We start from the raw sequence: 26063 nt of genomic DNA, 5'->3' as shown, positions 1-26063 counted from the left end.
CATTTCGCCGTTTACGTTAAACGGTGAAATGCTCTAGAGCCGGGTGCGGACCGTCCAGAGCTCCGGAAACAGCACGACCTCCAGCATCTTCTTCAGATAGGAGGCGCCTGAGGTGCCGCCGGTGCCGCGCTTCAAGCCGATGATGCGCTCGACCGTGGTGACGTGGTTGAAGCGCCAGCGGCGGAAATAATCCTCGAAGTCGACCAGCTTCTCGGCCAGTTCGTAGAGCATCCAGTAGCGCTGCGGGTCGCGGTAGACGGTTTGCCAGGCAGCCAGCACTTCTTCGTTCTCGACGCGCGTCTCGCGCCAGTCCGTGCGACTGGCGTCGGCGCCGATGTCGAAGCCATTGCGCGCCAAAAGCAGAAGCGCCTCATCATAGAGCGACGGCGTGGCCAGGATGGCTTCCAGCCTGTCCGTAAGGTCGGGCCGGTGCTTGTGCGGCCCGAGCATGGCAAGGTTGCGGTTGCCGGCCATGAACTCGATAGCGCGGTACTGCCACGACTGGAAGCCCGAGGATTGGCCGAGCGCGTCGCGAAACTCGGTGTATTCGCTTGGCGTCATCGTGCGCAGCACGTCCCAGGCATTGTTGAGCTGCTCGAAGATGCGCGCGACGCGAGACAGCATCTTGAAGCTCGGTTCGAGGCGGTCGGCGCGGATAGAGCGGATCGCGGCGCCGATCTCGTGCAAAGCGAGCTTCATCCACAATTCCGATGTCTGATGCTGGATGATGAACAGCATCTCGTCATGGGCCGAAGACAGCGGCGCCTGCGCATCGAGCACCTTGTCCAGCTGCAGATAGTCGCTGTAGGACATCCGCTCCTTGAACGACATCTGCGCGCCATCGGACGCCGGATCGTGCGGCTTAATCAATTGCTCTTCTCCGCGCGCAACCGGAAGCGCTGGATCTTGCCGGTCTGGGTTTTGGGCAAGGCGTCGATGAACTTCACCGAACGCGGATATTTGTAGGGCGCGATCGTTGCCTTGACGTGGTCCTGCAGGCGTTTGACGGTCAATGCGTCCGGCGAAACACCTTGCACAAGCACGATATGCGCCTCGACGATCTGGCCGCGTTCACCGTCCTCGGCGCCGGTCACCGCGCATTCGGCGACGTCGGGATGCGAGAGCAGCGCCGCTTCGACCTCGGGGCCGGCGATGTTGTAGCCGGCGCTGACGATCATGTCGTCGGAACGCGCGGCGAAGTGGAAGAAGCCATCCTCGTCCTGCGTGAACGTATCGCCGGTGAGATTCCAGCCATCGCGGACATAGTCCTTTTGCCTGGCATCGGCCATGTAGCGGCAGCCGGTCGGGCCGCGCACCGCCAGCCGGCCAGTAGAGCCGCGCGGCAGCTCCCGCATCTCGTCATCGACGATGCGTGCCTGATAGCCGCCGACGGGTTTGCCGGTGGAGGCCGGCTTCATGTCGTCGAAGCGGTTGGAGATGAAGATATGCAGCATCTCGGTGGCGCCGATCCCATCGAGGATCGGCTTGCCGGTCTTCTCAGTCCATTCCTCGAAGACAGGCGCCGGCAGCGTCTCGCCCGCCGAAACCGCGACGCGCAGCGAGGACAGGTCAGCGCCTTGATCCATGGCCTTGAGCATGGCCCGATAGGCGGTTGGAGCGGTGAAGGAAATGGTCGCTTTGTAGGTCTCGATGATGTGGATCATGTTGGGTGGCGTCGCCTGTTCCAGCAGCGTCGCCGCGGCGCCGAAACGCAGCGGGAAGATGGCGAGCCCGCCAAGACCGAAGGTAAAGGCAAGGGGCGGGGAGCCGACGAAGATGTCGTCGGGCGTCACCTCCAGGATTTCGCGGGCATAGGCGTCGGCGACGATCAGCAGGTCGCGGTGGAAATGCATCGTCGCCTTCGGCACGCCGGTGGTGCCGGAGGTGAAGCCGAGCAGGGCGACATCGTCGCGGCCGGTGTTGACGGCAGTGAAGGTGACCGGCTTGTCGAGGGCGGCGCGGTCGAGTTCCGCGTCATGGTTGGCCGTGCCGTCGAAGCCAATGACCTGCTTGAGATACGCACTGCCCTTGGCGCAGGCGGTCATCTCGTCCATCAGCCTTGTATCGCAAAGCGCAACCGTGATTTCCGCCTTGTCGACGATCTTGGCGAGTTCGCCGGCGCGCAGCATCGGCATGGTGTTGACGACCACCGCGCCAACCTTGGTGGCGGCCAGCCAACAGGCGACCATGGCCGGGTTGTTGGCCGAGCGGATCAGCACCCGGTTGCCCGGCTTGACGCCATAATTCTCGACCAGGGCATGGGCGAGCCTGTTGGTCCAGTCGGACAGTTCCTTGTAGGTGCGGCGGCGGCCATTGCCGATCAGCGCGGTGTGGTCGCCGAACCCTTTTTCGACCAGCCTGTCGGTCAATTCGACGCCGGCATTTATGTGGTCGGGATAGTCGAAGCCGTCGAGCAAAAACTCCGGCCATTGCTCCGGCGGCGGCAGGTTGTCGCGCGTGAATGTGTCGATATGCGCTGATGGCCCAAGCATTTTCGGCTGCCCCTGTCTGCCTCGCGCCCATGGCTGAACAAGGCGCAGGATCGCACCAGTCGAAATTTGTTTCAAGCCTAAAATGTTTTTAGGTCGCAGCATTGACGCCGCTCTGTTCGGCGGCCATTCCTGTCGACTGAACTGAAGCCATCCGGGAGGGATGCAGATGCTCCAACATCGTGTTGCCGATTGGGACAATGCCTACGCCAACGGCGACAACATTGCCGGCAGCAATCGCTGGCCGGCCGCGTGGGACACACCGGCACAGGCTTTTCGCGACACAATGTCGGCGTCCGGTCGGGCCAAGCTCGACATCGCCTATGGCGACAGCCCGCGCAACAGGCTCGATCTGTTCCTTCCCGATGTCATGCCCAAAGGGCTCGTCGTCTTCATCCATGGCGGTTACTGGAAGGCGTTCGACAACAAGCCATGGTCGCATCTGGCCAACGGCGCGGTTGCCAATGGCTTTGCCGTGGCAATGCCGACTTACACGCTTTGTCCCGACATACGCATTTCCGGCATCGTTAGGGAAATCGCGGCGGCGATCGGCAAGGCGGCGACGATGGTCGGCGGGCCGGTGATCCTGACCGGGCATTCCGCCGGCGGCCATCTCGCCTCCAGGATGGTGACGACAACGACACCCCTGGCCGCCGATGTGGCGGGCCGCGTGCGCAATGTCGTCTCGATCTCCGGCGTCCATGACCTGCGGCCAATCATGCGGACTGGGATGAACGCGACACTGGCCATCGATGAAGCGGAAGCACTGGCCGAAAGCCCGGTTCTGCTGCGCCCCATGCAGGGCGCGCGCATCACCTGCTGGGCCGGCGGCGGCGAGCGGGCGGAGTTCCTGCGCCAGAATGCGCTGCTTGCCAACATCTGGATCGGCCTCGGCGCCACGACCAGCACAGTGGTCGAGCCGGACCGGCATCATTTCAGCATCGTCGACGGGCTTGCCGATCCGACACATCCGCTGACGCGGACATTGCTGGCGGAGTAACAACCAGTCTTATCTCTTGGAATTAACGGCTTGGATCCGCGACCTTCAGCGCAACATCAGAACGCTGCAAGCAGCGCCTGCTTCTGCCGCCGGAGCGAAGGGCTCGCGCACGATCAGGGCGTTGGCGTCGGCCAGCATTCTCAGCATCGAGGAATCCTGGATGCCGAATGGTGTCGCCACCAATGCGCCGGCTTCTTCCCGGACCACGGCGCGCACATAGTCTTGCCTTAGATCATTGGCCGGCATCGCGGCGCCAAGCTGAGCCTGGCGGATGTCCTGCCGGTGGGGACGGCCGCCGAGCTGCGCCAATAGCGGCTTCAGGAACAATTGCGAGCAGACCAGGCTCGCCACCGGATTGCCGGGCAGGCCGATGCACCTGATATCGCCCAGCCGCCCGAACATCAGCGGCTTGCCCGGGCGCATGGCGAGCTTCCAGAAGTCGAGGTTCATGCCTTCGCCGGTCAGCACGTCATGAACGAGATCATGGTCGCCGACCGAGGCGCCGCCGAGCGTGACGATGACGTCGGCTTTCGCATCGACCGCCTTTTTCACCAGCGCCGCGATCGCTTCCTTGCGATCGGCCGCTATACCGAGATCGAGCGCGCGAGCGCCGACCGACTGCGCCACAGCAGCGACGCCATAGGCGTTGGACGAGATGATCTGGGCGGGGCCAGGTTCGCTGCCCGGTGGCAGCAATTCGTCGCCGGTGGCGATGATGGCGACCAGCGGCCGTTGCACCACGTTCAACCGGGGATGATTGGCCGACGCCGCCAGCGACAATGCAGCCGGATCGAGCACGCGGCCTTTCTCCAGCAGCACGTCGCCTTGGGCAAAATCCAGTCCAAGGCGGCGGATGTTGCGGTTCTTCGCCGTCGGTTCGGTGACCTCGATCCGGCCACCGCCGAGATCGCGAACATTTTCCTGGATGACGATCGTGTCTGCGCCTTCAGGCAGCGGCGCGCCGGTGAAGACGCGCACGGCCTCGGATTTACCCACTGTGCCGTCAAAGCCTCGCCCTGCGGGCGCCATTCCGATCACCGAAAGCCGCGCCGGGGCCGACGCCACATCCTGCGCCCGTGCGGCATAGCCGTCCATGGCAGATGCATTGAAAGGCGGCTGGGTACGCAGCGCCACGACCGGCTCCGCCAGCACCCGGCCGGCCGCATCCGCCAGCGCGACCCTTTCACCGGGCAACGCCACAGCGCCGTCGAGTAGGCGTTGAAGCGCCTCGGCGACCGGAACCAGCGCCATTTACGAACCCGCCTTGTAGTCGCCGGACTTGCCGCCGGTCTTTTCCACCAGCTGTATACCGGAAATCACCATGGCGCGGTCGACCGCCTTGGCCATGTCGTAAATGGTCAGGCACGCGACAGATGCCGCGGTCAGCGCCTCCATCTCGACCCCGGTCTTGCCGGTGACGCGGGCGAGCGCGGTGACCCTAAGGCCGGGCAGCGTGGTGTCCGGTTCGATGTCGACCGACACCTTGGTCAAAAGCAGCGGATGGCAGAGCGGAATCAACTCATGCGTCTTCTTGGCCGCCATGATGCCGGCAATGCGCGCGGTACCCAGCACATCGCCCTTCTTGGCGTCGCCGTCGAGGATCATCTTCAGGGTTTCGGCCCGCATCGAGACAAAGCCCTCGGCGACCGCCGTGCGCGTCGTCTCCGCCTTCTCGCCGACATCGACCATGTTGGCCTCGCCCTTGGCGCCGAGATGGGTGAGGGCGGCTGCCATCCTCAGATGGCCTCTGCTTTCGCCTTGCCTGTCAAAAGCAGCCGCGTTGCCGCAGCGACATCCTCTTGCCGCATCAGGCTCTCGCCGACGAGGAAGGTGCTGATGCCGGTCTTTTGCATCCTGAAGCAATCGTCGTGGGTGAAAATTCCGCTCTCGCTGACCAGCAATCGGCCGCCCGGCACCATCGATGCCAGCCGTTCCGAGGTCTCGAGGCTGGTCTCGAATGTTCTGAGATTGCGGTTGTTGATGCCGATCAGCTGCGACGAGAGTTTTACCGCGCGCTGCGTCTCGGCCTCGTCATGCACCTCGATCAGCGCGTCCATGCCGAGTTCGAACGCGGTCGCTTCCAATTCGCTCGCCAAGGCATCATCGACGCAGGCCATGATGATCAGGATGGCATCGGCGCCCCATGCGCGAGCCTCGTAGACTTGATAAGGGTCGAACAGGAAATCCTTGCGCAGCGCGGGCAGGGACACTGCCTTCCGTGCACTGATGAGAAATTCCGGCGCGCCCTGGAAGGATGGCGCATCGGTCAGCACCGAAAGACAGGCGGCACCGCCTTTCTCATAGGCCTGCGCCAGTGCGGGCGGGTCGAAATCGGCGCGGATCAAGCCTTTGGATGGGCTTGCCTTTTTGATCTCGGCGATCAGGCCGAAGCTGCCCGATCTGCGCTTCGCCTCAAGCGCCCTCAGAAAGCCACGCGGTGCGTCGGCATCCTTGGCTCGCGCCTTGATCTCGGCCAACGGTATACGCGCCTTCGCCGCCGCGATCTCGTCGCGCTTGTAGGCCTCGATCTTGCGCAGAATGTCAGCCACGGCTCATCCGTTCGAAATCTCGACCAGCCTGTCGAGCACGCCCAGCGCCCGGCCGCTGTCAATGGCCTGTGTGGCCGCGGCCATGCCGTCGGCAAGCGTCGTCGCCTTGCCGGCCACCACCATGCCGGCGCCGGCGTTCATCAGCACCGTATCGCGATAGGCCCCGGCAGCACCTCTCAGCATGTCGCGCAACGCCGTGGCATTGTAGGCGGCGTCGCCGCCGCGCAACTCGTCCTTGGTGTGGCGCTGCAGGCCGACGGCTTCCGGGGTGAGCGTGAAATGGCGGATCTCGCCGCCGGCCAATTCCGCCACCTGCGTTTCGCCGGTGGTGGTGATTTCGTCATAGCCATCCCCATGGACCACCCAGGCATGCTCGGTGCCCAACGCCTTCAATGTCTCGGCCACCGGCACGATCCATTCCGGCAGGAACACGCCGACCATCTGCCTGCTGACGCCGGCCGGATTGGACAGCGGTCCGAGCAGGTTGAAGATGGTGCGCGTGCCGAGCTCGACGCGGGTCGGGCCGACATGCTTCATCGCCGGGTGGTGCGCCGGCGCGAACATGAAGCCGACGCCGGCCTCCTGGATGCAGCGGCCGATCACCTCTGGCGGGATATCGATCTTGACGCCGAGCGCGACCAGCACATCGGCGGCGCCCGTCAGCGACGACAGGCCGCGATTGCCGTGCTTGGCGACCGGCACGCCGCAGCCGGCAATGACGAAGGCCGAAGCGGTCGAGATGTTGACTGAATGCGAATTGTCGCCGCCCGTGCCGACAATGTCGATGGCGCCCTCAGGAGCTTCGACGCGCAGCATCTTGGCACGCATGGTGGCGACGGCGCCGGAAATCTCGCTCACGGTCTCCCCGCGCACGCGCAACGCCATCAGGAAGCCGCCGATCTGGCCCGGCGTCGCGTCGCCAGACATGATGATGTCGAAAGCTTCGCGCGCTTCCTCGAAGGTAAGCCCGGTTCCCGTGGCGACCTTGGCGATATGGGTCTTCAGGGCGCTCATTGGGCCAAGACGTTCATTGGGCTAAGGCCATTCATTGGGCGAGGGCTTGGGCAACGGCGGCCTGGTCGACGCTGACGGCGTACTGCGTCTGCAACTGCGCCACCAGCTGGTCGAGCAGATCGTCGGACATGCCTTGCGTGAAGGATTTTTGCGCATCGTCGGGTACCGAGCTGGCGTCGGCTCCGGCCGGCTCGAACACTTCGGCGACCTTGAACAGGATCTGGCCGTCGCCGGTGGGCGAGGGGATCAGCCCGGTGCCGCCTTCGCCGACGCCGAACATCGCAGCAGCACCCTCCTTGCCGAAATCGACATCGTCGGCCTCGCGCTTCACGCCGCGCTTGGTCTGCTTTTCAAGCTTCAGTTCGCCGGCGATGACGTCGAGTGTGGTGCCAGCCTTGAGGCGCTTGTCGAGTTCGTCTGCTTTCGCGGTCAGCCGCTTGGTCGTTTCCTCTGTCGTCCAGTCCGCCACCACGCGCTGGCGGACTTCGTCCAGCGTGCGGTCGCGAGCCGGCGTGATCGATGTCAGTTCATAGAACACGAAGCCGTTGTTAGGCGTGGTCAGGGCTTGATTCTCGGTGTTGGGCTCGGCCTCGAACACCGCCTTGATGAGGTCCGGCGATGCCGGCAGGTCCTTGATGATGGTCCCGTCCGGCCTGAGGCCGGTGCGGTCGATGGCCTCGACGGTGACGTCCTTGAGCTTCAGTTTGGCGGCGGCTTCGGCCAGCGTGCTGCCGGCGGCGCGGGTGTCTTCGTAATTGTCGTGCACGTCGAGCAGGATGCGGCTTGCTTCGCCAAGCGCCAGATCCTTGCGGATCTGGTCTGACACTTCCGCCAGCGGCTTCACCGTTTCCGGTTTGATCTCGGTGACGCGCAAAAGCACCGGACCGAACGCGCCCTGGACGACCGGGCTGACTTCGTTGACGGCTAGCGCGAATGCGGCATCGGCGACCGCCTTGTCGGTGATCTTGTCCTTGGAGAGCGTGCCGAGCAGCGTGTCGGCCGGGGTCTTGCCCTGCGCGGTGACGATCTTGTCGAAAGTGGCGCCCGTCTTCAGCGAATCGGATGCCGCCTTGGCGGCGTCCGCGGAAGGAAACACCAGCTGTTCGATGGTGCGCATTTCCGGCGTGGTGTAGCGGCCCTTGTTCTTGTTGTAGTCGTCGCTGACCTGCTGGTCGGTCACGGCGCTGACATCCATGATGTCTTCGGGCTCGAGCCGGACATAGGAGAATTTGCGGTATTCTGGCGCCGCGTAGGTTTTCTTGTTGGACTCGAAATAAGCCTGAAGCACGCTGTCGGAGGGGGCCTCGATCGGTTCGACCAACGCCTTTGGCAAGATCAGATAGTCGATGGTGCGGTCTTCGCCCCGATAGAGCGCAACTGCCTTGAAGAAGGTGTCCGGAGCCTTGAGGCCGTCCGAAACCGCTTCGACGATCTGCTGGCGCACCGCCACCTGAGCCCGGTTCTTCAGATAATCCTCCGGCCGCATTCCCAGTTCGCGCAGCCGGGATTCGAACAGCCGGCGGTCGAACTGGCCATTCGGGCCCTGGAAGGCGGGTTCCTGCCGCGTCAGTTCGGCCAACCTGTCCTTGGAGAAGCCAAGCCCGAGCTTGCGCGCCTGTTCGTCAAGGACGGCGCCGGACACCAACTGAGCCAGCACCTGGTTGTCGATGCCATAGGCCTTGGCCTGGTCGCGGCTGATGCGCTGGCCGATCTGCTGCTGCAGCATGGCGATCTGGCGATCATAGGCGAGGCGGTACTCGGTGATCGACACGGTGGTGCTGCCGGCGGTGATCACCGCATGATGGCCAGCCAGGAAGCCGCCCGTCATCCGCGTGGTGACGCCCCAGGCAAGGAAACTCAACACCAGCAGCGACAGCAGGGCTTTCGCGACCCAGGTCCCTGCCGCGCTTCTCAATATACCAAGCATTGTTACTTCCGATTTTTGCGCAGTTTTGCGTGCGCCCGAGTCTGAAACAAGCGCAATAGCGCCCTTCCGGCTCACTGTCGATTGCTTTGTGGCCTGATTTTGATAGGGAGGGCGAGACCCCAATGTCGCCCGGAGAACCAGATCCCCATGACGCCAGGAATTCGACCGCTCGTTGCCGGCAACTGGAAAATGAACGGCACCAGCGCTTCGCTGAACGAGCTCAGGATGATCGGCAACGGCTTCATGAGCGGGCTCGACGCAGAGACCGAAGCATTGGTCTGCGTGCCGGCGACCTTGCTGTCGCGCGCCGTCGAAATCCTGTCGCGCACGCCGGTGCGGGCCGGTGGCGAGGACTGCCACATCAAGGAAAGCGGCGCCTTCACCGGCTGCGTCTCAGCCGAGATGCTGAAGGATGCGGGCGCCAGCCACGTCATTGTCGGCCATTCCGAGTGCCGCGAACAGCGCAGCGAGGACGATGCCATCGTCCTCGCCAAGGCCTCGGCGGCGTGGCGGGCAGGGCTCGTCGCCATCATCTGCATCGGCGAGACCAAGGCCGAGCGCGAAGCGGGCACAGCACTCGACGTATTATCGCGGCAGGTCGCCGGCTCGGTGCCACCGAGCGCAACGCCCGCCAACACCGTTATCGCCTACGAGCCGGTATGGGCTATCGGCACCGGCCTGACGCCGACCGCCGAAGACGTGGCGGAGGCGCACGCGCATATCCGCCAAAAACTGGCGGAAGCGCTCGGCGCAGCCGTGGCCGGCAAGATGCGCATCCTCTATGGCGGCTCGGTCAAGGCGTCCAACGCGGTCGAACTGCTGGGCGTCAAAAACGTCGACGGCGCGCTGGTTGGCGGCGCCAGCTTGAAGGCGTCCGACTTTCTCGCCATCGCCGAGGCATACCAGAATATCGCTTAGGCCCCGGAATTTCGTTGCCGACCAGTTCCGTCATCGACTTATGAACGCAGCAGTTCGGCGGAAATCGTTGCAAAGGGCGCATTGCTTCCCATATTCCGGCCACGGGCTTGGAAATGCCGTTAAAGCATTGTATGGAGCCGCCTCCAAATCACCGGCCCTGATCGCCAGGGAGCGGCAGGGCTTGCCAGGATAAAATATGGAAACCGTACTGATCGTCATCCACCTCATGGTCGTGCTCGCCCTTGTCGGCGTGGTACTGCTGCAACGCTCCGAAGGCGGTGGTCTCGGCATTGGCGGCGGTTCCGGTTTCATGACCGCGCGTGGCGCCGCCAATGCGCTGACGCGGGCGACGGCGATCCTGGCCGCGGCCTTCTTCGTGACGTCGCTGACACTCTCGATCGTTGCACGCTATGGCGAAAAACCGATCGACATTCTCGACCGCGTGCCGGCCGACAGCGGCAACGGCGTGCTCAATCAGTTGCCCGGCACGACGGCGCCGACGCCGCCTTCGGGCAACACCGCACCGGCCGCGCCCGCGGCCAACGGCGCCGCCACGACGCCGCCCGCGACGGCTCCCGCCACCACAGCCCCGGCGACGGCTCCATCTCCGGCGACGCCACCTGCAACCGATTCGGCTGCGCCGCCGGCTACCAATGGCGTTACCTTGCCGGTCACGCCGCAGGTTCCGAACCAGTAGTCGGTAGCGTCCGGTGCCGCGATCTGTTGTTGTTTCAACACAGTCGCGGCAAATGGCACACGATCACGAAGATTCGACCGCACCCCGTGCTTGAGGCCCGTACGCCACTTCGATTATAGATTGCCGGCGGCACTTTCTGCGCCCTTGGGGGGCGCCGGGCGACGCCGTGGGCAACAAGCATTGAACGATCGGATCTTCGCCATGCAGCTTCGCAGCTTCATTTTCATGGGGTTTTGTGCCGTATTCGGCATGAGCTCCGCGGTCTTCGCCGGCACTCCGGCAATGACCTCACCGCAGGCGGTTGGCAAAACCGCTGTCATCAACGTCGCCGCCAAGAGCGATGCGACGCAGCTGAAGCTTCTCAAGAAGAAGAAAAACCCGAGCCCGGATGATCTGGCTCAGATCAGCAAGCTCGAAGACAAGATCGCCGCCGACAGGGATCTCGCCCGCGTCAAGGCGCTCGAGGCCCGCAAGCTGGCGATGCGCGATGCGGCGAAAGCCAGGGCCGATGCCCAGCGCCAGGCGTTCCTGGCAAGCAAGGGCAAGCCGGTCGTGGTTGCCGACGCCAAGCCAGGCAAGAAGACCACCAAGATCATCGCTCCGGTTGACCCGATCGCGCCGATCGAGCCGATCGAATCGGCTGAACCGCTTCCGGCCGAAGCGATGAATATCGCGCTGACCGGCAACAATGGCGAATTGCGCAGCGAGGCCCCGGGCCAGAAGCCGACGAGTGGCGGACTGTTCGCCGGCCTGTTCGGCGGCACGTCCTCTGCCTCGTCGATTGCCTATCTCCCCGAAACGCGCGCGCTCGACCAGGCTCTCGCCAAGCGGCAAGCCAAGAAGCAGTTCAAGGTGAAGCCGGAATTCGTGCCGCAGGACGTCGAATTCAGCGGCTATGAGCCGGGTACGATCGTCATCGATACCAGCGCGCGCCGCCTCTACCTCGTCGAATCGGCTTTCACCGCCCGCCGCTATGCGATCGCGGTCGGCCGCGAAGGCCTGCAGTTCAAGGGCAAGGTTGCCGTTGGCGACAAGCAGGAATGGCCGCGCTGGATCCCGACGCTCGACATGCAGAAGCGCGAACCCAAGCATTACGGCCAGTACAAGGACGGCATGCCCGGCGGCGGCCAGAACCCGCTCGGCGCCCGCGCCATCTATCTCTACGACGGCAAGAAGGACACGCATCTGCGCATCCACGGCACCATCGCGCCGCAGTCGATCGGAACCAGCGCTTCCAATGGCTGCTTCCGCATGATCAACGAGCACGTCATGGACCTCTACAGCCGCGTCAGGGTCGGCACCAAGGTCGTCATCATCTGACGCTTTCACAAACCTGCCGAAAGGGCCGGCTTTTGCCGGCCCTTTTGTTTTGACCAAAACACCAGTCTCGAACCTCGGGACTATCGCGCCTTCTCTGGAAAAAGCCTCAGCGGCGGTTTTTTCTCTGGCGGAATCAATTCGGCCGCGTTAAGCGATGACTCCCATGGCGCGATATGTATTCATCACAGGCGGCGTGGTTTCCTCACTTGGAAAAGGCATCGCTGCAGCGGCCCTTGGGGCTCTCTTGCAGGCGCGAGGCTATCGCGCACGCATCAAAAAGCTCGATCCCTATCTCAATGTCGATCCCGGAACGATGTCGCCTTACCAGCATGGCGAGGTTTTCGTCACCGATGACGGCGCCGAGACCGATCTCGATCTTGGCCATTACGAGCGCTTCACCGGCCGCTCGGCCAACCAGCAGGACAACATCACCACCGGCCGCATCTACAAGAACATCATCGAGCGCGAACGGCGCGGCGACTATCTCGGTGCCACCGTGCAGGTCATTCCGCATGTCACCGATGAGATCAAGAATTTCGTGCTCGACGGCAATGACGACTATGATTTCGTGCTGTGCGAAATCGGCGGCACGGTTGGCGATATCGAGGCGATGCCGTTTCTCGAGGCGATCCGCCAGCTCGGCAACGATCTGCCGCGCAACAACGCCGTCTATGTCCACCTGACCTTGATGCCTTACATCCCCACGGCCGGCGAGCTGAAGACCAAGCCGACCCAGCATTCGGTCAAGGAACTGCGCGGCATCGGCATCGCGCCCGATATCCTGCTGGTCCGCGCCGACCGCGCCATCCCCAAGGAAGAGCGCAGAAAACTGTCGCTGTTCTGCAATGTGCGCGAAAGTGCCGTCATCCAGGCGCTCGACGTGCCCCACATCTATGACGTGCCGATGGCTTACCACAAGGAAGGGCTCGATTCGGAAGTGCTGGCCGCCTTCGGTATCGATCCGGCGCCGAAGCCGCGCATGGAGCCCTGGCAGGCCGTGTCCAACCGCATCCACAATCCGGAAGGCGAGGTAACGATCGCCATTGTCGGCAAATACACCGGCCTCAAGGATGCCTACAAATCGCTGATCGAGGCTTTGTCGCATGGCGGCATGGCCAACCGCGTCAAGGTCAAGCTCGACTGGATCGAGAGCGAGATTTTCGAGAAGGAAGACCCGACGCCGTGGCTGGAAAAGGTGCATGGCATCCTGGTGCCCGGCGGCTTCGGCGAGCGCGGCTCGGAAGGCAAGATCCTGGCCGCGAAATTCGCCCGCGAGCGCAAGGTGCCGTATTTCGGCATCTGCTTCGGTATGCAGATGGCCTGCATCGAGGCAGCGCGCTCGCTGGCCGGCGTCGAACACGCCTCGTCGACCGAATTCGGTCCGACCGACGAGCCGGTCGTCGGCCTGATGACCGAATGGCTGAAAGGCAACATGCTGGAGAAGCGCCGCGAAACGGGCGATCTCGGCGGCACCATGCGGCTTGGCGCCTATCAGGCTGAACTCGCCAAGGGTTCGAAGATCGCCGACATCTATGGCGACACCCAGATTTCCGAGCGCCATCGCCACCGCTACGAGGTCAATATCGACTACAAGGAGCGGCTGGAAGATTGCGGCCTGGTGTTTGCCGGCATGTCGCCCGACGGCGTGCTGCCGGAAACGGTCGAATACCCCGACCATCCCTGGTTCATCGGCGTCCAGTACCATCCGGAGCTGAAGAGCCGGCCGCTTGAGCCGCATCCCCTGTTCGCCAGCTTCATCTCGGCCGCGGTGGACCAGTCGCGACTGGTCTAGGGCCACGGTGAGATTTCGCAGCTGATGCAGACCTATGTTGCGCTGCTCTACAGCATTATCCTCGGCGAAGGCCGCCGGGTCGTCATGGCCGACCTCAAGGCGATGGCTGAACAGCTTGGGCTGAAGAACCCGCGCACCCTGGTGGCGACCGGCAATCTGGTCTTCGAGACACGGGCGACCGGCATCGCCAAGCTGGAACAGCGGCTGGAAACGGCCTTCGAAAAAACCTTCGGCCGCAACGTCGTCATCATCGTGCGCACTGCCGAGGATTGGCTGAAACTTGCCGCCGGCAACCCATTCCCGGCCGACTCTGCCGAGGCAGGCGATCAGGTGGCTGTGCGGGTGATGCGCAAGCCAGCGCCAGCGGATGGTGTGGCCGCGCTCCAGACCTATGCCGCCGAGGACGAGAAGGTGGCTTCGGTCGATGGCGACATCTGGGTCGTCTTTTCGCGCGAGCGGCCAAGCTCGCGGCTGCTCGCTGCCATGAACCACAAGCGCATGGGCATCGGCACCGCACGCAACTGGAACACGGTGCGGAGATTGGCTGAGATGGTGGAGTAGGGAGTAGGGAGTAGGGAGTAGGGAGTAGGGATTATACTATTCCCACTGACTACTGACTACTGACTACTCCCTATCTCTCATTTCACGCCTTTGCCGTCCTGGCCCCTGCGCCAAGGGCGGCGGTGCGAAGGACGTAGTAGATGACCCCTGCAATGCCGACACCGAAGAACCAGCCATAAACGCCCCACCATGCCGGCAGCAAGTTGGTGAAGTTCGGCAGGACCGAGGAGAAGATGGCGCCGATGCCGGCGGCTATGAAGGCGTTGACGTGCCAGCCGCCCTGGAAGCGGAACTCGCCATGTTCGCGGTACAGTGCCTCGACGTCGACCTCGCCCTTCCGGATCAGATAGTAGTCGACCATCATCACCCCGAAGATCGGCCCCATCGTCGCGCCGATGACGTTGACGAAAGACGCGGCACTGCCTTCCCACGGCGCGAAGGGATAAAGCACCAGCGCGATCACGGCCGCGATATAGCCGCCCTTCTTGAAGTCGATCTGCCGGGGAAAGACATTGGAGAAGTCGAAGGCCGGCGAGACGAAGTTTGCCACCACATTGATGCCGAGCGTCGCCACGGCAAAAGTCAGGGCTGCAAGCGCTGCCAGGAACCAGCTGTCGAATTTCGCCGAGATCTGGTCGGGATGCAGAAGCACTTCGCCATACACGTCGAAGGCAGCGATGGTGGTCACGCCGGCGACCAGCGAGAACAGGATGAGATTGATCGGCAGGCCCCAGATGTTGCCCTTGCGCAGCGATGCCTTGTCTGGGGCATAGCGGGCGAAATCGCAGAAATTGAGATAGAGCGCCGAGAAATAGGTGACCCAGATCGCCGCCACCGCAAACAGCGACGTCCAGGAGCCAGGGGTTCCGGGTACGCCGGCATCCTTTGTCTTGTCGAGCAGCACATCCATCGGGATGTCGCTGGTGAAGGCAAATCTCCCGGATTTTACACAGAGATAGATCGCCAGGATCAACATCATCACCCACACCGCCGGGCCGGCCCAATCCTGGAAGCGGCGCACCGTTTCCATGCCGTTCTGGATGATCAGCAATTGCAGTGCCCAGATGACCACAAAACAGATCACTTCCAGACCCGTATGGCCGAGGAAATGCGTGTTGGCGTTGAAATCGGCGAACCATTGCGAGCGGATCAGCAACGCCACGATCGCGCCCGATGCCGCCGCCGTCTGCGCGCCGTACCAGAAGCAGGCTACGATGGCGCGCACCAGGGCCGGAATGTTGGCGCCCCAGATGCCGAAGGAGGCGCGCGCCAGCACGGGGTAGGGCACGCCGGTCTTCACGCCGGCATAGCCGACCATGTTCATCAGCGCGTAGATGATCAGCGAACCGATGCCGATGGCGATGATGAAATTGACGAAGCCGCCGCAAAACAGGAACAGGCTTGCGGCGAGATAATAGCCCCAGAGGCTGTGGACGTCCGACGTCCAGACGTTGAAGATAGAGAACGGCCCCCAGTTTCGGACTTTGGCCGGAGCCAGATCCTCATTGTATAGATCAGGTGATGCGCCTTGTATGGTCACTGCGATGTCCTCCCCTTGATGCCGCACGCGCCCTCACGCGTCGACTGCGCAGGTTATGCCTGACGCAGGGGAACCGGCAAGCAATCCATTTGCCGGCTTTGGCCTTAAAGATATTCAATGAGAACAGCGCTTATCGATCGGCTTTTGGCGAAGGTCGGCGCAAACGCGGCGATCTTGATTCGATCCGCAGGGGCAGCGATCAGGACGCTTTGCGGTTGAGGGCCGGTGATGCGTCGAAATTGGCGGCAAGCCAAGCTATCGCGCAGGTGACATCATCGAGCCTGTATTGGGCCACGGTCGGCCCATGCGGCTTGACCCGGATCGAGATGCCGCCGGCCTCGTTGATCGCCTCGAAACCGTTTTCGTCGGCGGTGTCGTCGCCGAGAAAGACCGGCCGCCGTCCGGCAAAGGGCGGGATTGCCATGAAACGCCGCACGGCAGCGCCCTTGGCCGCTTCGAGCGGCATGAGTTCGACGCCGGCGTTGCCCGGGATAACCCGATAGCCCTTGGGAAGCTCGGTCAATGCCTGTTCGGCGAGATGCGTTGCCCTGGCCAGCAGATGCGGCGCCGCACGCGTATGGATGGCGAGGATCGGACCCTTGCGCTCGATATGAACAAGGCCATCATCCAGTTCGGCTTCGATGGCGTCGGCAAGGGCAGCGATATCGGCGGGAGCATCGGCGGTAACGACCGGGCCGTCCGGCGTCAGCCGGTGTTCCAGCCCATAAAGACCCGCAACACGCAGCTTCAACGGATGAAACAGGCGGTCGGCGCCTTCGACCGAGCGGCCGGTGATAAAGGCGACAGCGCCGTCCAGCCGTTCATCGACGATGCCGAGGAGGTTGCGCAGTTCGTCGCTCACGGACACGGCGTCGGGGTGCGCGGCGTGCTCCAGCAACGTGCCGTCGATGTCGAGGAAAAGCGCCCATTGTCCTTCCGGCAGGTCGGGTGCGGTTGGCAGGCCCGGTGCTTTCGACAGGCTATTCATGACGCCACCTTCCGCATGCGGTCGAACAGTGAGACGATGTTGCTGCCGGTGTTTGCGGGCCGCTCGGCGACACTTGTCGCTCTTTCGAGGTCGCCGCGTTTGCGCAGGCGCGCCGCATCGAGCAGCATGCTGCCGGCCCAGCGAAAGACATTGTTGTCGCGCACTATTTCGCGCATCGGGCGCATGCGCTCGCGTTGTTCGTCCGGTGACATGGTCAGCGCCTGCAGCAACACCTGGCTCATCATCGCCGCGTCGTAAGGATTGACGATCAGTGCTTCCAGCAGTTCGCGCGACGCGCCGGCAAACGTGCTGAGCAACAGCACGCCCTGTTCGTCGTCACGCGCGGCGACGAATTCCTTGGCTACGAGGTTCATGCCGTCATGCAGGCTGGTGACCATGCAGATGTCGGCGGCGCGATAGATCTCATAGATCTGTTGCTGCGAATGGTGCTCAGCCACCATGACCACGGGCTTGTAGCCGTCATGACCGTAGCGCTGGTTGAGCTCGTTGGCATAACGCAGGCATTCATCGTGCAATTGCTGGTAGGCCGGCAGCGTGCCGCGGCTTGGGGCAGCAATCTGCAGGAACACTACCTTGCCGATCCACTCGGGGTGGCGCGTAAACAATTCGTCCAGCGCATGGAAGCGGTCGAGGATGCCCTTGGTGTAGTCCAGGCGCTCGACGCCGACGCACAGCTTGACGTCCGCCGACAGGCCGAACCGCTCACGCAGGCGGGCGCGGCTTTCCTCGACCGGTGGCAGTTTGGCCAGGAGTTCGGCCGGCCATTCGATGGAGATGGGATAGGCGTGCACCAGGGTCGTCCGCCCGCCATACGAGATCGCGGCGTCGGCGCGCTCGATCCGGCTTTCCAGGAACCTGTCTACGCTTTCAGTGAAATTATTGGCATGAAACTGGGTGTGAAAGCCGATGATCGAGCTCCCGAGCAGTCCATCAAGAACGCGTTCGCGCCATGGGCAGATGCTGAACACTTCGGAGTTCGGCCACGGGATGTGCCAGAAGGTGATGATGATCGCCTCCGGCAGGCGCTCGCGGATCATGCGCGGCAGGAGCGCGAAATGGTAATCCTGAACCAGCACGATCGGCCGCTCATTGCGCGCCTCGGCAACCACCATATCGGCGAATTTGCGGTTGACGGCCTCATAGGCCTCCCAGTCCGAGGCACGGAAGACCGGCCGTGTGAAGGCGATATGGCAGAGCGGCCAAAGCCCTTCATTGGCAAAGCCGAGATAATAGCCCTGATATTCGTCGTCGCTCAGCCACACGCGGCGCAGCGTATAGGACGGATTGTCCGGCGGCACCTGAACCCGATCGTTGCTGTCGACCGTCAGACGATCCGCAGTTCCGCCGCCATAGGCGATCCAGGTGCCGCTGCAGGCGCGGGTGATAGGCTCAAGCGCCGACACCAGGCCGCTGGCCGGCACCAGAAGCTCGACGCCGTCGTCCTTGATGTTGTGGATATAGGGTTCTCGGTTCGAGACGACGATGACCTGCGCGTCCGGCAGGTCGTCGGCAAGTATCTTGCGCAAGGTGTCGGGCGACCAGTTCACCAGCGCCGCGTCGGGAGATTGTCCGTTCTTCTCGAACTCCCGCAAGACCTTGCGCGTCGCTTCCGATGCGACGTCCTCGCCGGCAGTCGGTGCAACCGTCAAGCTATGGCTACGACGTTGCCTGGAGATCGATAACAGAACGGCTAGAATCGAAAGGCCAAGGCTTGCAAGGATCAAGACCCAGAGCAGGGCCATGCCATAATCAGTCATTCCAATTCCAACTCAATTTTGGCCGTCAGGGCCTTTTTCTTCATGGTTCGATTTGAGTGTTCGCAGCCGACGATCGCCCGTGAGAACCTGTGTTTTTCGCAACGCACCAACCCTGGGTTCGGTTCCCGTTGAAGGCCGTTCAGATCATGTCCGCACGATCAGCGGAACCAGCCCTTCATGGCGGTCGGCGAGAAAGGCGACGACGCGGTCGCCGACGCGCTGGAAGGTAAGATCGACCCTCTTTTCGCCGACACCCAGATGCCTGAGCGTCAGCGTATCGATGCCGATCGGCAAACGGGGTCGAGTGACGTGGATTTCGCCGTTCCAGCCGTCGATTTCCAGACCGAGGCACGCCTGCATCAGCATGAAGGCCGAGCCTGCCGACCACGCTTGCGGCAGGCAGGCGACGGGGTAGGCGATCGGCGCTTCGCCCGGCGAGCGGGTGAAACCGCAGAACAGTTCCGGCAGTCGCATGTTGAAATGCACTGCCGATTCGAACGTACCGCTCATCAGCCGCACCACGCTGTCACGCTCGCCGAACCGCGCCAGGCCGGCGCCGCACATCGCCGTGTCATGCGGCCAGATGGAACCATTGTGGTACGACATCGGGTTGAACAGCACAGCATCGTCGGAAAGCGTTCGCACCCCCCAGCCGGAGTGGAAGGAAGCCGAAAGCAACTGGTCGGCGACCATCTTAGCCCGCGCCGGTTCGGGCAGGCCGACGTAGAGCAGGTGTCCGGCATTCGACGTGCGCACCTTGCACGGCTCTCCGGCGCCGTCGATCGCCAGCGCATAGAAGCCGAGATCGTCCAGCCAGAAATCACGCTCGACGGCGATCCGCATCTCTTCGGCGCGATTTTCCCAGTGCTCGGCCTGTGCGAACTCGCCCCGGCGGCGGGCGAGAGCGGCAAGGCCCCTGAAGGCGGCGAAGACATAACCCTGCACTTCGACCAGCGCGATCGGCCCCTTGGGAATGCGCCCGTCGGCGTGGAAGACCGAGTCGAAGCTGTCCTTCCAGCCCTGGTTCGCAAGGCCGGATTCGGCAGCGCGCTGATAGGTGACGAAGCCGGTTGCGCGGCTCGCCTCTTCCGTCCACTTGGCGGCGGCGCAGAGAGACGGCCACAGGCTGGCGATGAAGTCCATGTCGCCGGTGCGCTCGGCATAGGCGCAAGCGAGGTGGATGTAGAGCGGCGTGGTATCAACGCCGCCATAGTAGCGGCCGAAGGGTAGCTCCTGCAGCGCCACCATCTCGCCCTTGCGCGTCTCGTGCATGATCTTGCCGGGCTGCGAGTCGCTGAAAGGCGATGTCTCGGTCGCCTGGTGCTGGGCGAGGAAGGCAAGCACGCCGCGCGCCAGGCCGGGGTTGAGCCATAGCATCTGCAGCGCCGAGATGACGCCGTCACGGCCGAAGGCCGTCGAAAACCAGGGGATGCCGGCATAGGGGTAGGGGCCGGTCGACAACTCGGTGGTCAGCAAGGCGACATCCGCGCGGGCGCGTTCGACCCAATCGTTGAAGACGCGACCCGAACTGTGCACCGTCGCGCCATGGCGGCGCTTGGCCCGCATGCCGAAACGGGCGCGCGCCGCGGCCGCCCGGAAGCGGTCGCGGTCGGGCGTTTCGGTCAGTTCCGCGCCGACCTCGACGTAAAGCATCTTGCTGCTGCGCTTGGTCACTGCGATGAGGAAATCCGCGCGCTCGGCCCTCAACTGGTCTGGCGGCTGCGAGAACGAGATCGCCGACACCCGCGCCAGCCCGTCCAGTCCGTCATAGCGCAGCAGCACCGAGGCAGGCGCGATCTCCGCTGCATGCGCCATTCCGCGCTTCGGCCGGGTCGAACCGCGCACCTCGAACATGTCGCGGAAATCGGCGGCAAAATGCAGCGAGACGCGGATTGCCGAATGCTCCTGGCTGTAGTTGGAAAGGGTGATGCGCTCGAACAGCCGGTCCTGCCACAACAGCCTGACGCGCTCGATATGGATGGCGCCCTGCGGGATGTCGCGGCCACCGACGCTTTGCATCGGCAAATTGGTCATATTGCTGGTGAACAGCACATTGTCCTGGCTGAGCGAGGCGCCGAGCAGCGATGTCTGCCGGCCGCCGACGGTGAGCCTGAACTCCGACAGCACCCGGGTGTCGTCACGGAAGAAACCGTCGCCCGCACCCCTGATATCGCCGTAGGCATCGGCCACGGCAAAACAGTCGCCTTGCTTCAGGGCAAACAGCCGGTGCGGCTCGCGCGGCGCGGTTTCGTCCAGGGAGGCAAGGGCCACGGCAGGGTCGAGCTTGCGCTCGTCAAGTTCGGTCATCAGTCACAAATCTCTGTTTCGGGCTCGGAACGTCCGCCGTCGTTCACGACGCTTTCGATTCAGCCGGGGCGCCGATGAGACGCGCATAGGCAGTGAGATAGTCGCGCGCCATCCTGTTGGCGGAGAACCGACTTTCGAAGACGGCGCGCACCTTTCGCCGGTCGAGTTGCAGCAAGGCCGGCACCGCGGCGACCGCGGCGTCGAGAGAATCGACGACAAATCCGGTAACGCCATGGTCGATGACTTCCGGCAACGCACCGCAGTTCCAGCCGATGGTTGGCGTACCGCACGCCATCGCCTCGATCGCGGCAAGGCCGAACGGCTCGGGCCAGTCTATCGGAAACAGCAGACCAGCGGCATTGCCGAGGAATTCAGTCTTCTCACTCTCGGCGATCTCGCCGACATAGTCGATGCGGTCGCCATCGATCAACGGCTCGATCGTCTCATGGAAATAGGCGCGATCATAGTCGCCGATCTTGGCCGCCAGCTTGAGTTTCATGCCCGAGCGCAAGGCGATGTCGATGGCCCGGTCCGGCCGCTTGTCGCGCGAAAGCCGGCCGAGAAAGGCGAGGTATGGTTCGCCTGCCGCCGTCTCGAAGGTCGGCTGATAGAGACTCGTCGGCAGCCCGTGATGGATGGTGGCCAGCCAATTGGCATTCGCAAGCCCGGTCTTCTGGCTATGCGAGATCGAGATCAGCGGAAAGCGCGGAAAACGCTCATAGGCTGGCGCCAGATCGACATAATCGAGCCGGCCATGAGGCGTCGTCACCGTCTTGTCCGGCATGGTCTCGAAGAACGAGAAATGCAGGAAATGGCTGAGATGAAAATGAATGATATCAAAGTCGTGGGCTCGGTTCCTCACATCGGCAAGCATCGCAAGATGCGCCGCCGTGTCCGATTTCAGTGGACGCGGATCGAGGCGTAGCGCGCGTTCGCGACCTGGTATCAGTCTGGCCGACGTCCGGCTGTCGCCGCTGGCGAACAGCGTCACCTCATGGCCGAGTTCGACCAGCCCTTCGGTCAGATAGGAAACGATGCGCTCGGTGCCGCCATAGAGAAGGGGTGGCACCGATTCGTGCAAAGGGGCGACATGGGCTATGCGCATGGTTTGAACGTGTCCCTCAAGGCAATCACGAGAGCGAAATGCATCAGCCGGCCTAACGTTCCGGACAAAAGCGGGCGTCGGCAACCCAAGCCCACCAGCGCAGATTTTTTTGCAATAAGCGGAACAAACGCGCCATCCGCGAATTTAGTAGGGTTGGTTCGCGCTGCGGCCGACCAGGGAGAGAACAAAATGGACCGCTTGCATTTCTTTACGCCCGTGCGCATTGCGCGCGGGCAGGGACACCCCGTCGAGGAAGTCGATAGCGTTGCCGAAGCGATGGTCTTTTTGCAGAAATGGCCATTGGGACGGCGTGGGCCTGTGTATCAATGCGCCGTGAATTGCTGCTCCGCGGCCCTGTCGGGCAGAATGTCGGCCGAAGCAGCCAGGAAGGCGTTTACGGGCTTTGCCCGCATCACCCGGCTGCTCGATGATGACATGGCGCTGCCGATGGGCGGCGAAAGCATGGCGGAAGTCCACGCGCTGAGGCGCTAGGCGCCGGTCCAGCCATTTGGCTATTGAACACCCGGGCTTTGGCGGCGCGGGCATCATCTTTTTCGCACCGGGTATTCCGGCGCGGCCCTTCACCTCATGGGCCACACTGTGCTTTCATGCGGCGTTTCGCATGACCGGTGGGTGACGACCATCCACGGGCGGTCCGAACGTGGAGGGGTAGACAATGCCGAAACTGATCGTGGGAACACTCGGCGCTATCGTCATCGCCCTCATCTGGGCGGTCCTTGCCAGTTTGATGGGCGCGCCATCGATCGTGATCACGGTCGGCGCGGTCGCCATTGGGGCCGGCGTCTACACCTACGTCGACAGACGCTCGACTTGACGCGTCCCCGGTCTGCCGCGCGCTCGACCAATTGCACGCCGGTGTTTGACGCGCGCGGCAGTCGCGGCGGGCACATTCTTCAAGGATGAGCTTGCTGGCCGCATAGAGAGCCAAGGCGCAGACAGGGCGCCACACGTCGGACCGGGGGCTCCGCGAGAACTTGGGAGAGATCGTCAGAGATATTTCAATCCGGCCAATGTAGATCGAAACGGCGAATCCGTGGATTTCCGGTGGAACATCGTCGCCTCGAAACACTTCGGGCGTTGCACTGCCCCATCAGTGCACGTTCCCTTGTTCTGTTGGAACTGGCCGGCTGCCGAAAGGTGGCCGGCTTTTTTGTATATAAGCGGAACCTGAAATTACGGGGCTTGTTCTGGATGCGGCAGCGAGCCCCTCGCTGCTGGTCGAGGGCCGTAACCCTTGGCCGGGCCCGCATCGCTCCGCCAGTGGTGCGGGCCCACGGCCTCCGGTTTTTCCGGGCGTCTCGACTCGCTGATCCTCACCCTGGTCCGGCTAATGCATGTCACTCAAAAAAAGGCTCGGTTGTGAGACAATGACATGCACACGCGGCGCGCTTTAGCACAATCATTCACAAAGCCGTGGGTTCAACTGTTGCTACCCTTCTTGGCTGGATTGTGCGAATGATGACTGTCCTTTTCACCGCCACCCCCTGAAACTCGGCTTTTGGATCGACGGTCTTCATCCGCCGGGGGTTTGTTGACCTGCAGGGGTTTTCTGGCGTTCTCGTGCGATGCGCCTGGCCCGCCCTGCCGGATCGTGTTCGGGTGTTTCTTCGATGTGGACATGATCACCGATCCTGCTGACGGCCCTGATGAGTGGTGTTGACCTTGGTGTTGGCTTGCTGCCCTTGGCGCTCCGGATCCGGCGCTCCGTGAGTGCCGTGCTGGGCATCATCGTGGCTAATCTGTCGCCCTTCTCCTCGACCCTTCTGGCTCTGGTTCTCAGGCGGCACGGGCGGCATTTTGCTCGACATCTGCATCTCCTTGGGTTGGTCTCGTGACTCCCAACCGTGATCGTGGGGGGAAGTTCCGTCTGCTTCGTCAGCACCTGTGATTTCGGTGCCGACGGAATCTGACTCCCAACGCGGATTTCAACGAACAGCAGCGGCCCGCCCGCGTCGCCCCGCCAGTGGTGCGGGCCTGCAATATAAATCCTAAGCCTGGGCTGCTATCGCAGTTTATTGCGAGCTTCCGGCGACTTGCGTAGCGGCCTGCAGTGGCATTCAGGAGAGCAGCGTGTTGTACCCGGTCAATTGGAGCGACCGAAATACAGTGCTTGACCACGTTGCTGACACGATCGGTGACGAGCGTGGTGTCGCGCCTGGATCGCGGCAGCAGCCTCTGGTCCGATCTGCCTGCAGCTGATGGCAGCTAAAACGACGTCAAAAGACCTAAGCCTCTTTGATCGCCCTCGCTGCTCGCACGAGCGATGACCAGTCAGCTCCCATGGCTGCGACAAGGTCTCGAGCATCTTCGTCTGATATTCCGGTACGGTCTACGAGCTTCCGTGCCAGCAATTCGAATGCCAATTCTATGATCGTCATAGCTCAGCCCCTACGAGAGTGCCCGTGACGATAGCTTGCTAATGGGTCTTCCGCATTTGCACATGTTAAGCGACCATCACGAATGTCTCATGTACCGCAGAATGTCTGCAGGACGCGCTCATCCGGGCGTGGCGGCTCAGCAAAGCGTTCCATTCCCGGCTGCTCATCGAAGGGACGGCTGACGACCGCCAGGATCTCCTCGAACAGTGTGAAGTCACCGCCCAACGCCGCCTGGATCATCGCCTCGATGCGATGATTGCGGGGGATGAATTTGGGATTGACCGATTGCATGGCAGAACGGCGCGTGGCCGTGTCGCCCTCGCTTGCGATGCGCTGGCGCCACCGCGCCGACCAGGCATCGAATGCACCTGGATCCTTAAACAACTGCCGCGCCGTGCCTTGGCCGTCCGCAGCGTCGAGGTCATCGCCCAGGCGCCGAAAGCCGAGCGTAAAGTCCGCTTCGCCGTGAGCCAGCACGTCCAGAAAGTCGGCAGCGAGCTGCAAGTCGCCTTCCGCTTCGGTCAGCAGTCCGAGTTTTCTGCGGAAGCCGCGCTGCAACACAGCCTCATAGGAGGCCTGGAACGACCTCAGCACCTCTTCCGCTTCAGACACTGCTTCATTCTCGTCCGTGCTCATGAGCGGCAGCAGGGTCTCGGCAAAGCGCGCAAGGTTCCATGTGGCGACACGAGGCTGGTTGGCATAGGCATAGCGACCGGCGCGGTCTATCGAACTGAACACCGCGCTGGGGTCGTAAGCGTCCATGAAGGCGCATGGGCCATAGTCGATCGTCTCGCCCGAGATCGACATGTTGTCGGTGTTCATGACGCCATGGATGAAGCCGACCAGCATCCAGCGCGCCACCAGGTCCGCCTGTGCGGCGACAACGGCCTCCAGCAAAGCCCGGTACGGCCGTGCTTCCCCCGCCAGCTGTGGGAAGTGACGCTGAATGGCATAGTCGGCCAGTATCTTGAGCGCCTCGGTGTCGTGGCGCGCGGCGAAATATTGGAACGTGCCGATCCTGATATGGCTTGCCGCCACCCGTGTCAGGACGGCGCCGGGCAGCCGGACCTCGCGATAGACCGGGTCGCCGGTGAGCACCGCCGCAAGGCTTCGCGTCGTCGGAATGCCGAGCGCCCCCATCGCTTCGCTGACGACATATTCGCGCAGGACAGGGCCGAGTGCGGCGCGGCCGTCGCCGTTGCGCGAGAACCGCGTTGGTCCCGATCCTTTCAGCTGGATGTCACGGCGAACGCCGTTGACGTCCACCACTTCGCCAAGCAGCAGGGCGCGCCCGTCGCCAAGCTGAGGCACGAAGTTTCCGAACTGGTGGCCCGCATAGGCCAGGGCGATTGCTTGCAACCCTTCCGGAAATCTGTTGCCGGCAAGCATCGCCACTCCATCCGGGCTGGTAAGCTGGTCGGCATCGAGCCCGAGTTCCTCCGCGAGGTGCCGGTTGAACCGGATCAGCCGCGGTTCGGACACCGGCTTCGGATCTGTTTGCGCGAAGAAGCGCTCCGGCAATTGCGCATAGCTGTTGCTCAGGGCGGGAAGCCCCGTCTGAATGACCGGGGGTTGTTCAGCAGTCGCAGGTGACGTCATGACGAGCTGTCTCTGAAGAGGAGGGGTTCAACAGATCCCGTTTCGAGGAGCCTGTGTTCATTTGTTCATATAGGGACGCA

The 26063-nt window shown here is 63.0% G+C and carries 23 protein-coding genes; 8 read left to right on the top strand and 15 right to left on the bottom strand.

What is annotated here, in order from left to right; all coding sequences use genetic code 11:
* Positions 1-33: 33 nt before the first annotated feature.
* Positions 34-870 carry a tryptophan 2,3-dioxygenase gene (kynA, locus tag NLY43_RS01470; protein ID WP_027049448.1) on the bottom strand — a complete coding sequence of 279 codons (837 nt, stop codon included), beginning with the start codon at positions 868-870 and terminating at the stop codon, positions 34-36.
* On the bottom strand, positions 867-2492 hold the full coding sequence (locus tag NLY43_RS01465; RefSeq protein WP_023671045.1) for an AMP-binding protein: 1626 nt from the start codon (positions 2490-2492) through the stop codon (positions 867-869). Before NLY43_RS01465 ends, kynA begins: the two co-directional genes overlap by 4 nt.
* 160 nt (positions 2493-2652) lie before the next feature.
* Here NLY43_RS01465 and NLY43_RS01460 point away from each other — a divergent pair, with 160 nt between their 5' ends.
* Positions 2653-3489, top strand: a complete 837-nt coding sequence (locus NLY43_RS01460; RefSeq protein WP_502882147.1) for a hormone-sensitive lipase — start codon at positions 2653-2655, stop codon at positions 3487-3489.
* Positions 3490-3534: 45 nt separating this feature from the next.
* On the opposite strand, the gene NLY43_RS01455 is transcribed toward NLY43_RS01460, so the two are convergent.
* The 5 genes from NLY43_RS01455 to NLY43_RS01435 are packed head-to-tail and all read right to left on the bottom strand — an operon-like array spanning position 3535 to position 8979.
* A complete protein-coding gene (locus NLY43_RS01455) occupies positions 3535-4740 on the bottom strand; it encodes a molybdopterin molybdotransferase MoeA (protein ID WP_023712348.1) in 1206 nt (401 codons plus the stop codon).
* On the bottom strand, positions 4741-5223 hold the full coding sequence (gene moaC / locus NLY43_RS01450) for a cyclic pyranopterin monophosphate synthase MoaC (protein ID WP_023671048.1): 483 nt from the start codon (positions 5221-5223) through the stop codon (positions 4741-4743). It abuts the gene before it with no gap.
* Between the two features lie 2 nt (positions 5224-5225).
* The gene (gene trpC, locus NLY43_RS01445; RefSeq protein WP_023712347.1) at positions 5226-6038 is read right to left on the bottom strand and encodes an indole-3-glycerol phosphate synthase TrpC; all 813 of its coding nucleotides are present in this window, start codon (positions 6036-6038) and stop codon (positions 5226-5228) included.
* A gap of 3 nt (positions 6039-6041) precedes the next feature.
* Positions 6042-7052: an anthranilate phosphoribosyltransferase gene (gene trpD / locus NLY43_RS01440; RefSeq protein ID WP_023712346.1), complete on the bottom strand. Its 1011-nt coding sequence runs from the start codon at positions 7050-7052 to the stop codon at positions 6042-6044.
* A gap of 31 nt (positions 7053-7083) precedes the next feature.
* The gene (locus tag NLY43_RS01435) at positions 7084-8979 is read right to left on the bottom strand and encodes a peptidylprolyl isomerase (RefSeq protein WP_023712345.1); all 1896 of its coding nucleotides are present in this window, start codon (positions 8977-8979) and stop codon (positions 7084-7086) included.
* 147 nt (positions 8980-9126) lie between these two features.
* Here NLY43_RS01435 and tpiA point away from each other — a divergent pair, with 147 nt between their 5' ends.
* The 5 genes from tpiA to NLY43_RS01410 all read left to right on the top strand — a co-directional run bounded on the left by tpiA (position 9127) and on the right by NLY43_RS01410 (position 14267).
* Positions 9127-9897 carry a triose-phosphate isomerase gene (gene tpiA / locus NLY43_RS01430; RefSeq protein ID WP_023671052.1) on the top strand — a complete coding sequence of 257 codons (771 nt, stop codon included), beginning with the start codon at positions 9127-9129 and terminating at the stop codon, positions 9895-9897.
* A gap of 196 nt (positions 9898-10093) precedes the next feature.
* Complete coding sequence (gene secG, locus NLY43_RS01425; RefSeq protein WP_023688558.1) at positions 10094-10594, top strand: preprotein translocase subunit SecG; 501 nt, start codon at positions 10094-10096, stop codon at positions 10592-10594.
* Positions 10595-10795: 201 nt separating this feature from the next.
* A complete protein-coding gene (locus NLY43_RS01420) occupies positions 10796-11914 on the top strand; it encodes a L,D-transpeptidase (protein WP_023693456.1) in 1119 nt (372 codons plus the stop codon).
* A gap of 154 nt (positions 11915-12068) precedes the next feature.
* Complete coding sequence (gene pyrG, locus NLY43_RS01415) at positions 12069-13706, top strand: CTP synthase (RefSeq protein WP_081725397.1); 1638 nt, start codon at positions 12069-12071, stop codon at positions 13704-13706.
* A gap of 24 nt (positions 13707-13730) precedes the next feature.
* Positions 13731-14267, top strand: coding sequence for a DUF1697 domain-containing protein (locus tag NLY43_RS01410; protein ID WP_023822677.1), 537 nt, complete (start codon positions 13731-13733; stop codon positions 14265-14267).
* Positions 14268-14349: 82 nt separating this feature from the next.
* Here the strand turns inward: NLY43_RS01410 and NLY43_RS01405 are convergent, their stop codons facing one another.
* The 5 genes from NLY43_RS01405 to NLY43_RS01385 form a co-directional block, all read right to left on the bottom strand.
* On the bottom strand, positions 14350-15807 hold the full coding sequence (locus NLY43_RS01405; protein ID WP_023710457.1) for an NCS1 family nucleobase:cation symporter-1: 1458 nt from the start codon (positions 15805-15807) through the stop codon (positions 14350-14352).
* A gap of 199 nt (positions 15808-16006) precedes the next feature.
* Positions 16007-16795 (bottom strand): trehalose-phosphatase, encoded by a 789-nt coding sequence (otsB, locus tag NLY43_RS01400; RefSeq protein WP_031202108.1) that lies wholly within the window; start codon positions 16793-16795, stop codon positions 16007-16009.
* Positions 16792-18573 (bottom strand): alpha,alpha-trehalose-phosphate synthase (UDP-forming), encoded by a 1782-nt coding sequence (locus NLY43_RS01395; protein WP_023710459.1) that lies wholly within the window; start codon positions 18571-18573, stop codon positions 16792-16794. The genes otsB and NLY43_RS01395 overlap by 4 nt, the downstream gene beginning before the upstream one ends.
* A 144-nt stretch (positions 18574-18717) precedes the next feature.
* Positions 18718-20880 carry an amylo-alpha-1,6-glucosidase gene (locus NLY43_RS01390; RefSeq protein ID WP_023710460.1) on the bottom strand — a complete coding sequence of 721 codons (2163 nt, stop codon included), beginning with the start codon at positions 20878-20880 and terminating at the stop codon, positions 18718-18720.
* A gap of 43 nt (positions 20881-20923) precedes the next feature.
* Entirely contained in the window at positions 20924-21985 is a 1062-nt protein-coding gene (locus tag NLY43_RS01385; RefSeq protein WP_023710461.1) for a glycosyltransferase family 4 protein, read from the bottom strand.
* On the opposite strand from NLY43_RS01385, the gene NLY43_RS32675 reads away from it, so the two are divergent.
* Together NLY43_RS32675 and NLY43_RS01375 are read left to right on the top strand one after the other, a co-directional pair.
* On the top strand, positions 21971-22477 hold the full coding sequence (locus NLY43_RS32675) for a DUF982 domain-containing protein (protein WP_373432840.1): 507 nt from the start codon (positions 21971-21973) through the stop codon (positions 22475-22477). The two genes, NLY43_RS01385 and NLY43_RS32675, sit on opposite strands and share 15 nt — an antisense overlap.
* A 184-nt stretch (positions 22478-22661) precedes the next feature.
* Positions 22662-22820, top strand: coding sequence for a hypothetical protein (locus NLY43_RS01375; protein WP_023710462.1), 159 nt, complete (start codon positions 22662-22664; stop codon positions 22818-22820).
* Positions 22821-23425: 605 nt separating this feature from the next.
* On the opposite strand, the gene NLY43_RS01370 is transcribed toward NLY43_RS01375, so the two are convergent.
* The 3 genes from NLY43_RS01370 to NLY43_RS01360 form a co-directional block, all read right to left on the bottom strand.
* Positions 23426-23626: a hypothetical protein gene (locus tag NLY43_RS01370; RefSeq protein WP_081725396.1), complete on the bottom strand. Its 201-nt coding sequence runs from the start codon at positions 23624-23626 to the stop codon at positions 23426-23428.
* Positions 23627-23628: 2 nt separating this feature from the next.
* On the bottom strand, positions 23629-23814 hold the full coding sequence (locus NLY43_RS01365) for a hypothetical protein (RefSeq protein ID WP_023682450.1): 186 nt from the start codon (positions 23812-23814) through the stop codon (positions 23629-23631).
* Between the two features lie 657 nt (positions 23815-24471).
* Positions 24472-25983 carry a protein adenylyltransferase SelO gene (locus NLY43_RS01360; RefSeq protein WP_023710463.1) on the bottom strand — a complete coding sequence of 504 codons (1512 nt, stop codon included), beginning with the start codon at positions 25981-25983 and terminating at the stop codon, positions 24472-24474.
* Between the last annotated feature and the right edge of the window lie 80 nt (positions 25984-26063).

Source organism: Mesorhizobium sp. C416B (assembly GCF_030323165.1).
In the GTDB taxonomy this organism is placed as follows: Bacteria; Pseudomonadota; Alphaproteobacteria; order Rhizobiales; family Rhizobiaceae; genus Mesorhizobium.
Note: the sequence above shows the minus strand (reverse complement) of the source record. Positions and strands in the feature narration are given on the sequence as shown.

Excerpts from the sequence above, each read along its gene's own strand:
- NLY43_RS01465 (WP_023671045.1), bottom strand. The coding sequence starts at position 2,492 with ATGCTTGGGCCATCAGCGCATATCGACACATTCACGCGCGACAACCTG.
- NLY43_RS01460 (WP_502882147.1), top strand. The coding sequence starts at position 2,653 with ATGCAGATGCTCCAACATCGTGTTGCCGATTGGGACAATGCCTACGCC.
- NLY43_RS01455 (WP_023712348.1), bottom strand. The coding sequence starts at position 4,740 with ATGGCGCTGGTTCCGGTCGCCGAGGCGCTTCAACGCCTACTCGACGGC.
- moaC (WP_023671048.1), bottom strand. The coding sequence starts at position 5,223 with ATGGCAGCCGCCCTCACCCATCTCGGCGCCAAGGGCGAGGCCAACATG.
- trpD (WP_023712346.1), bottom strand. The coding sequence starts at position 7,052 with ATGAGCGCCCTGAAGACCCATATCGCCAAGGTCGCCACGGGAACCGGG.
- NLY43_RS01435 (WP_023712345.1), bottom strand. The coding sequence starts at position 8,979 with ATGCTTGGTATATTGAGAAGCGCGGCAGGGACCTGGGTCGCGAAAGCC.
- tpiA (WP_023671052.1), top strand. The coding sequence starts at position 9,127 with ATGACGCCAGGAATTCGACCGCTCGTTGCCGGCAACTGGAAAATGAAC.
- secG (WP_023688558.1), top strand. The coding sequence starts at position 10,094 with ATGGAAACCGTACTGATCGTCATCCACCTCATGGTCGTGCTCGCCCTT.
- NLY43_RS01420 (WP_023693456.1), top strand. The coding sequence starts at position 10,796 with ATGCAGCTTCGCAGCTTCATTTTCATGGGGTTTTGTGCCGTATTCGGC.
- pyrG (WP_081725397.1), top strand. The coding sequence starts at position 12,069 with ATGACTCCCATGGCGCGATATGTATTCATCACAGGCGGCGTGGTTTCC.
- NLY43_RS01410 (WP_023822677.1), top strand. The coding sequence starts at position 13,731 with ATGCAGACCTATGTTGCGCTGCTCTACAGCATTATCCTCGGCGAAGGC.
- otsB (WP_031202108.1), bottom strand. The coding sequence starts at position 16,795 with ATGAATAGCCTGTCGAAAGCACCGGGCCTGCCAACCGCACCCGACCTG.
- NLY43_RS01395 (WP_023710459.1), bottom strand. The coding sequence starts at position 18,573 with ATGACTGATTATGGCATGGCCCTGCTCTGGGTCTTGATCCTTGCAAGC.
- NLY43_RS01390 (WP_023710460.1), bottom strand. The coding sequence starts at position 20,880 with ATGACCGAACTTGACGAGCGCAAGCTCGACCCTGCCGTGGCCCTTGCC.
- NLY43_RS32675 (WP_373432840.1), top strand. The coding sequence starts at position 21,971 with ATGGGCTATGCGCATGGTTTGAACGTGTCCCTCAAGGCAATCACGAGA.
- NLY43_RS01385 (WP_023710461.1), bottom strand. The coding sequence starts at position 21,985 with ATGCGCATAGCCCATGTCGCCCCTTTGCACGAATCGGTGCCACCCCTT.
- NLY43_RS01375 (WP_023710462.1), top strand. The coding sequence starts at position 22,662 with ATGCCGAAACTGATCGTGGGAACACTCGGCGCTATCGTCATCGCCCTC.
- NLY43_RS01370 (WP_081725396.1), bottom strand. The coding sequence starts at position 23,626 with ATGTCCACATCGAAGAAACACCCGAACACGATCCGGCAGGGCGGGCCA.
- NLY43_RS01365 (WP_023682450.1), bottom strand. The coding sequence starts at position 23,814 with ATGTCGAGCAAAATGCCGCCCGTGCCGCCTGAGAACCAGAGCCAGAAG.
- NLY43_RS01360 (WP_023710463.1), bottom strand. The coding sequence starts at position 25,983 with ATGACGTCACCTGCGACTGCTGAACAACCCCCGGTCATTCAGACGGGG.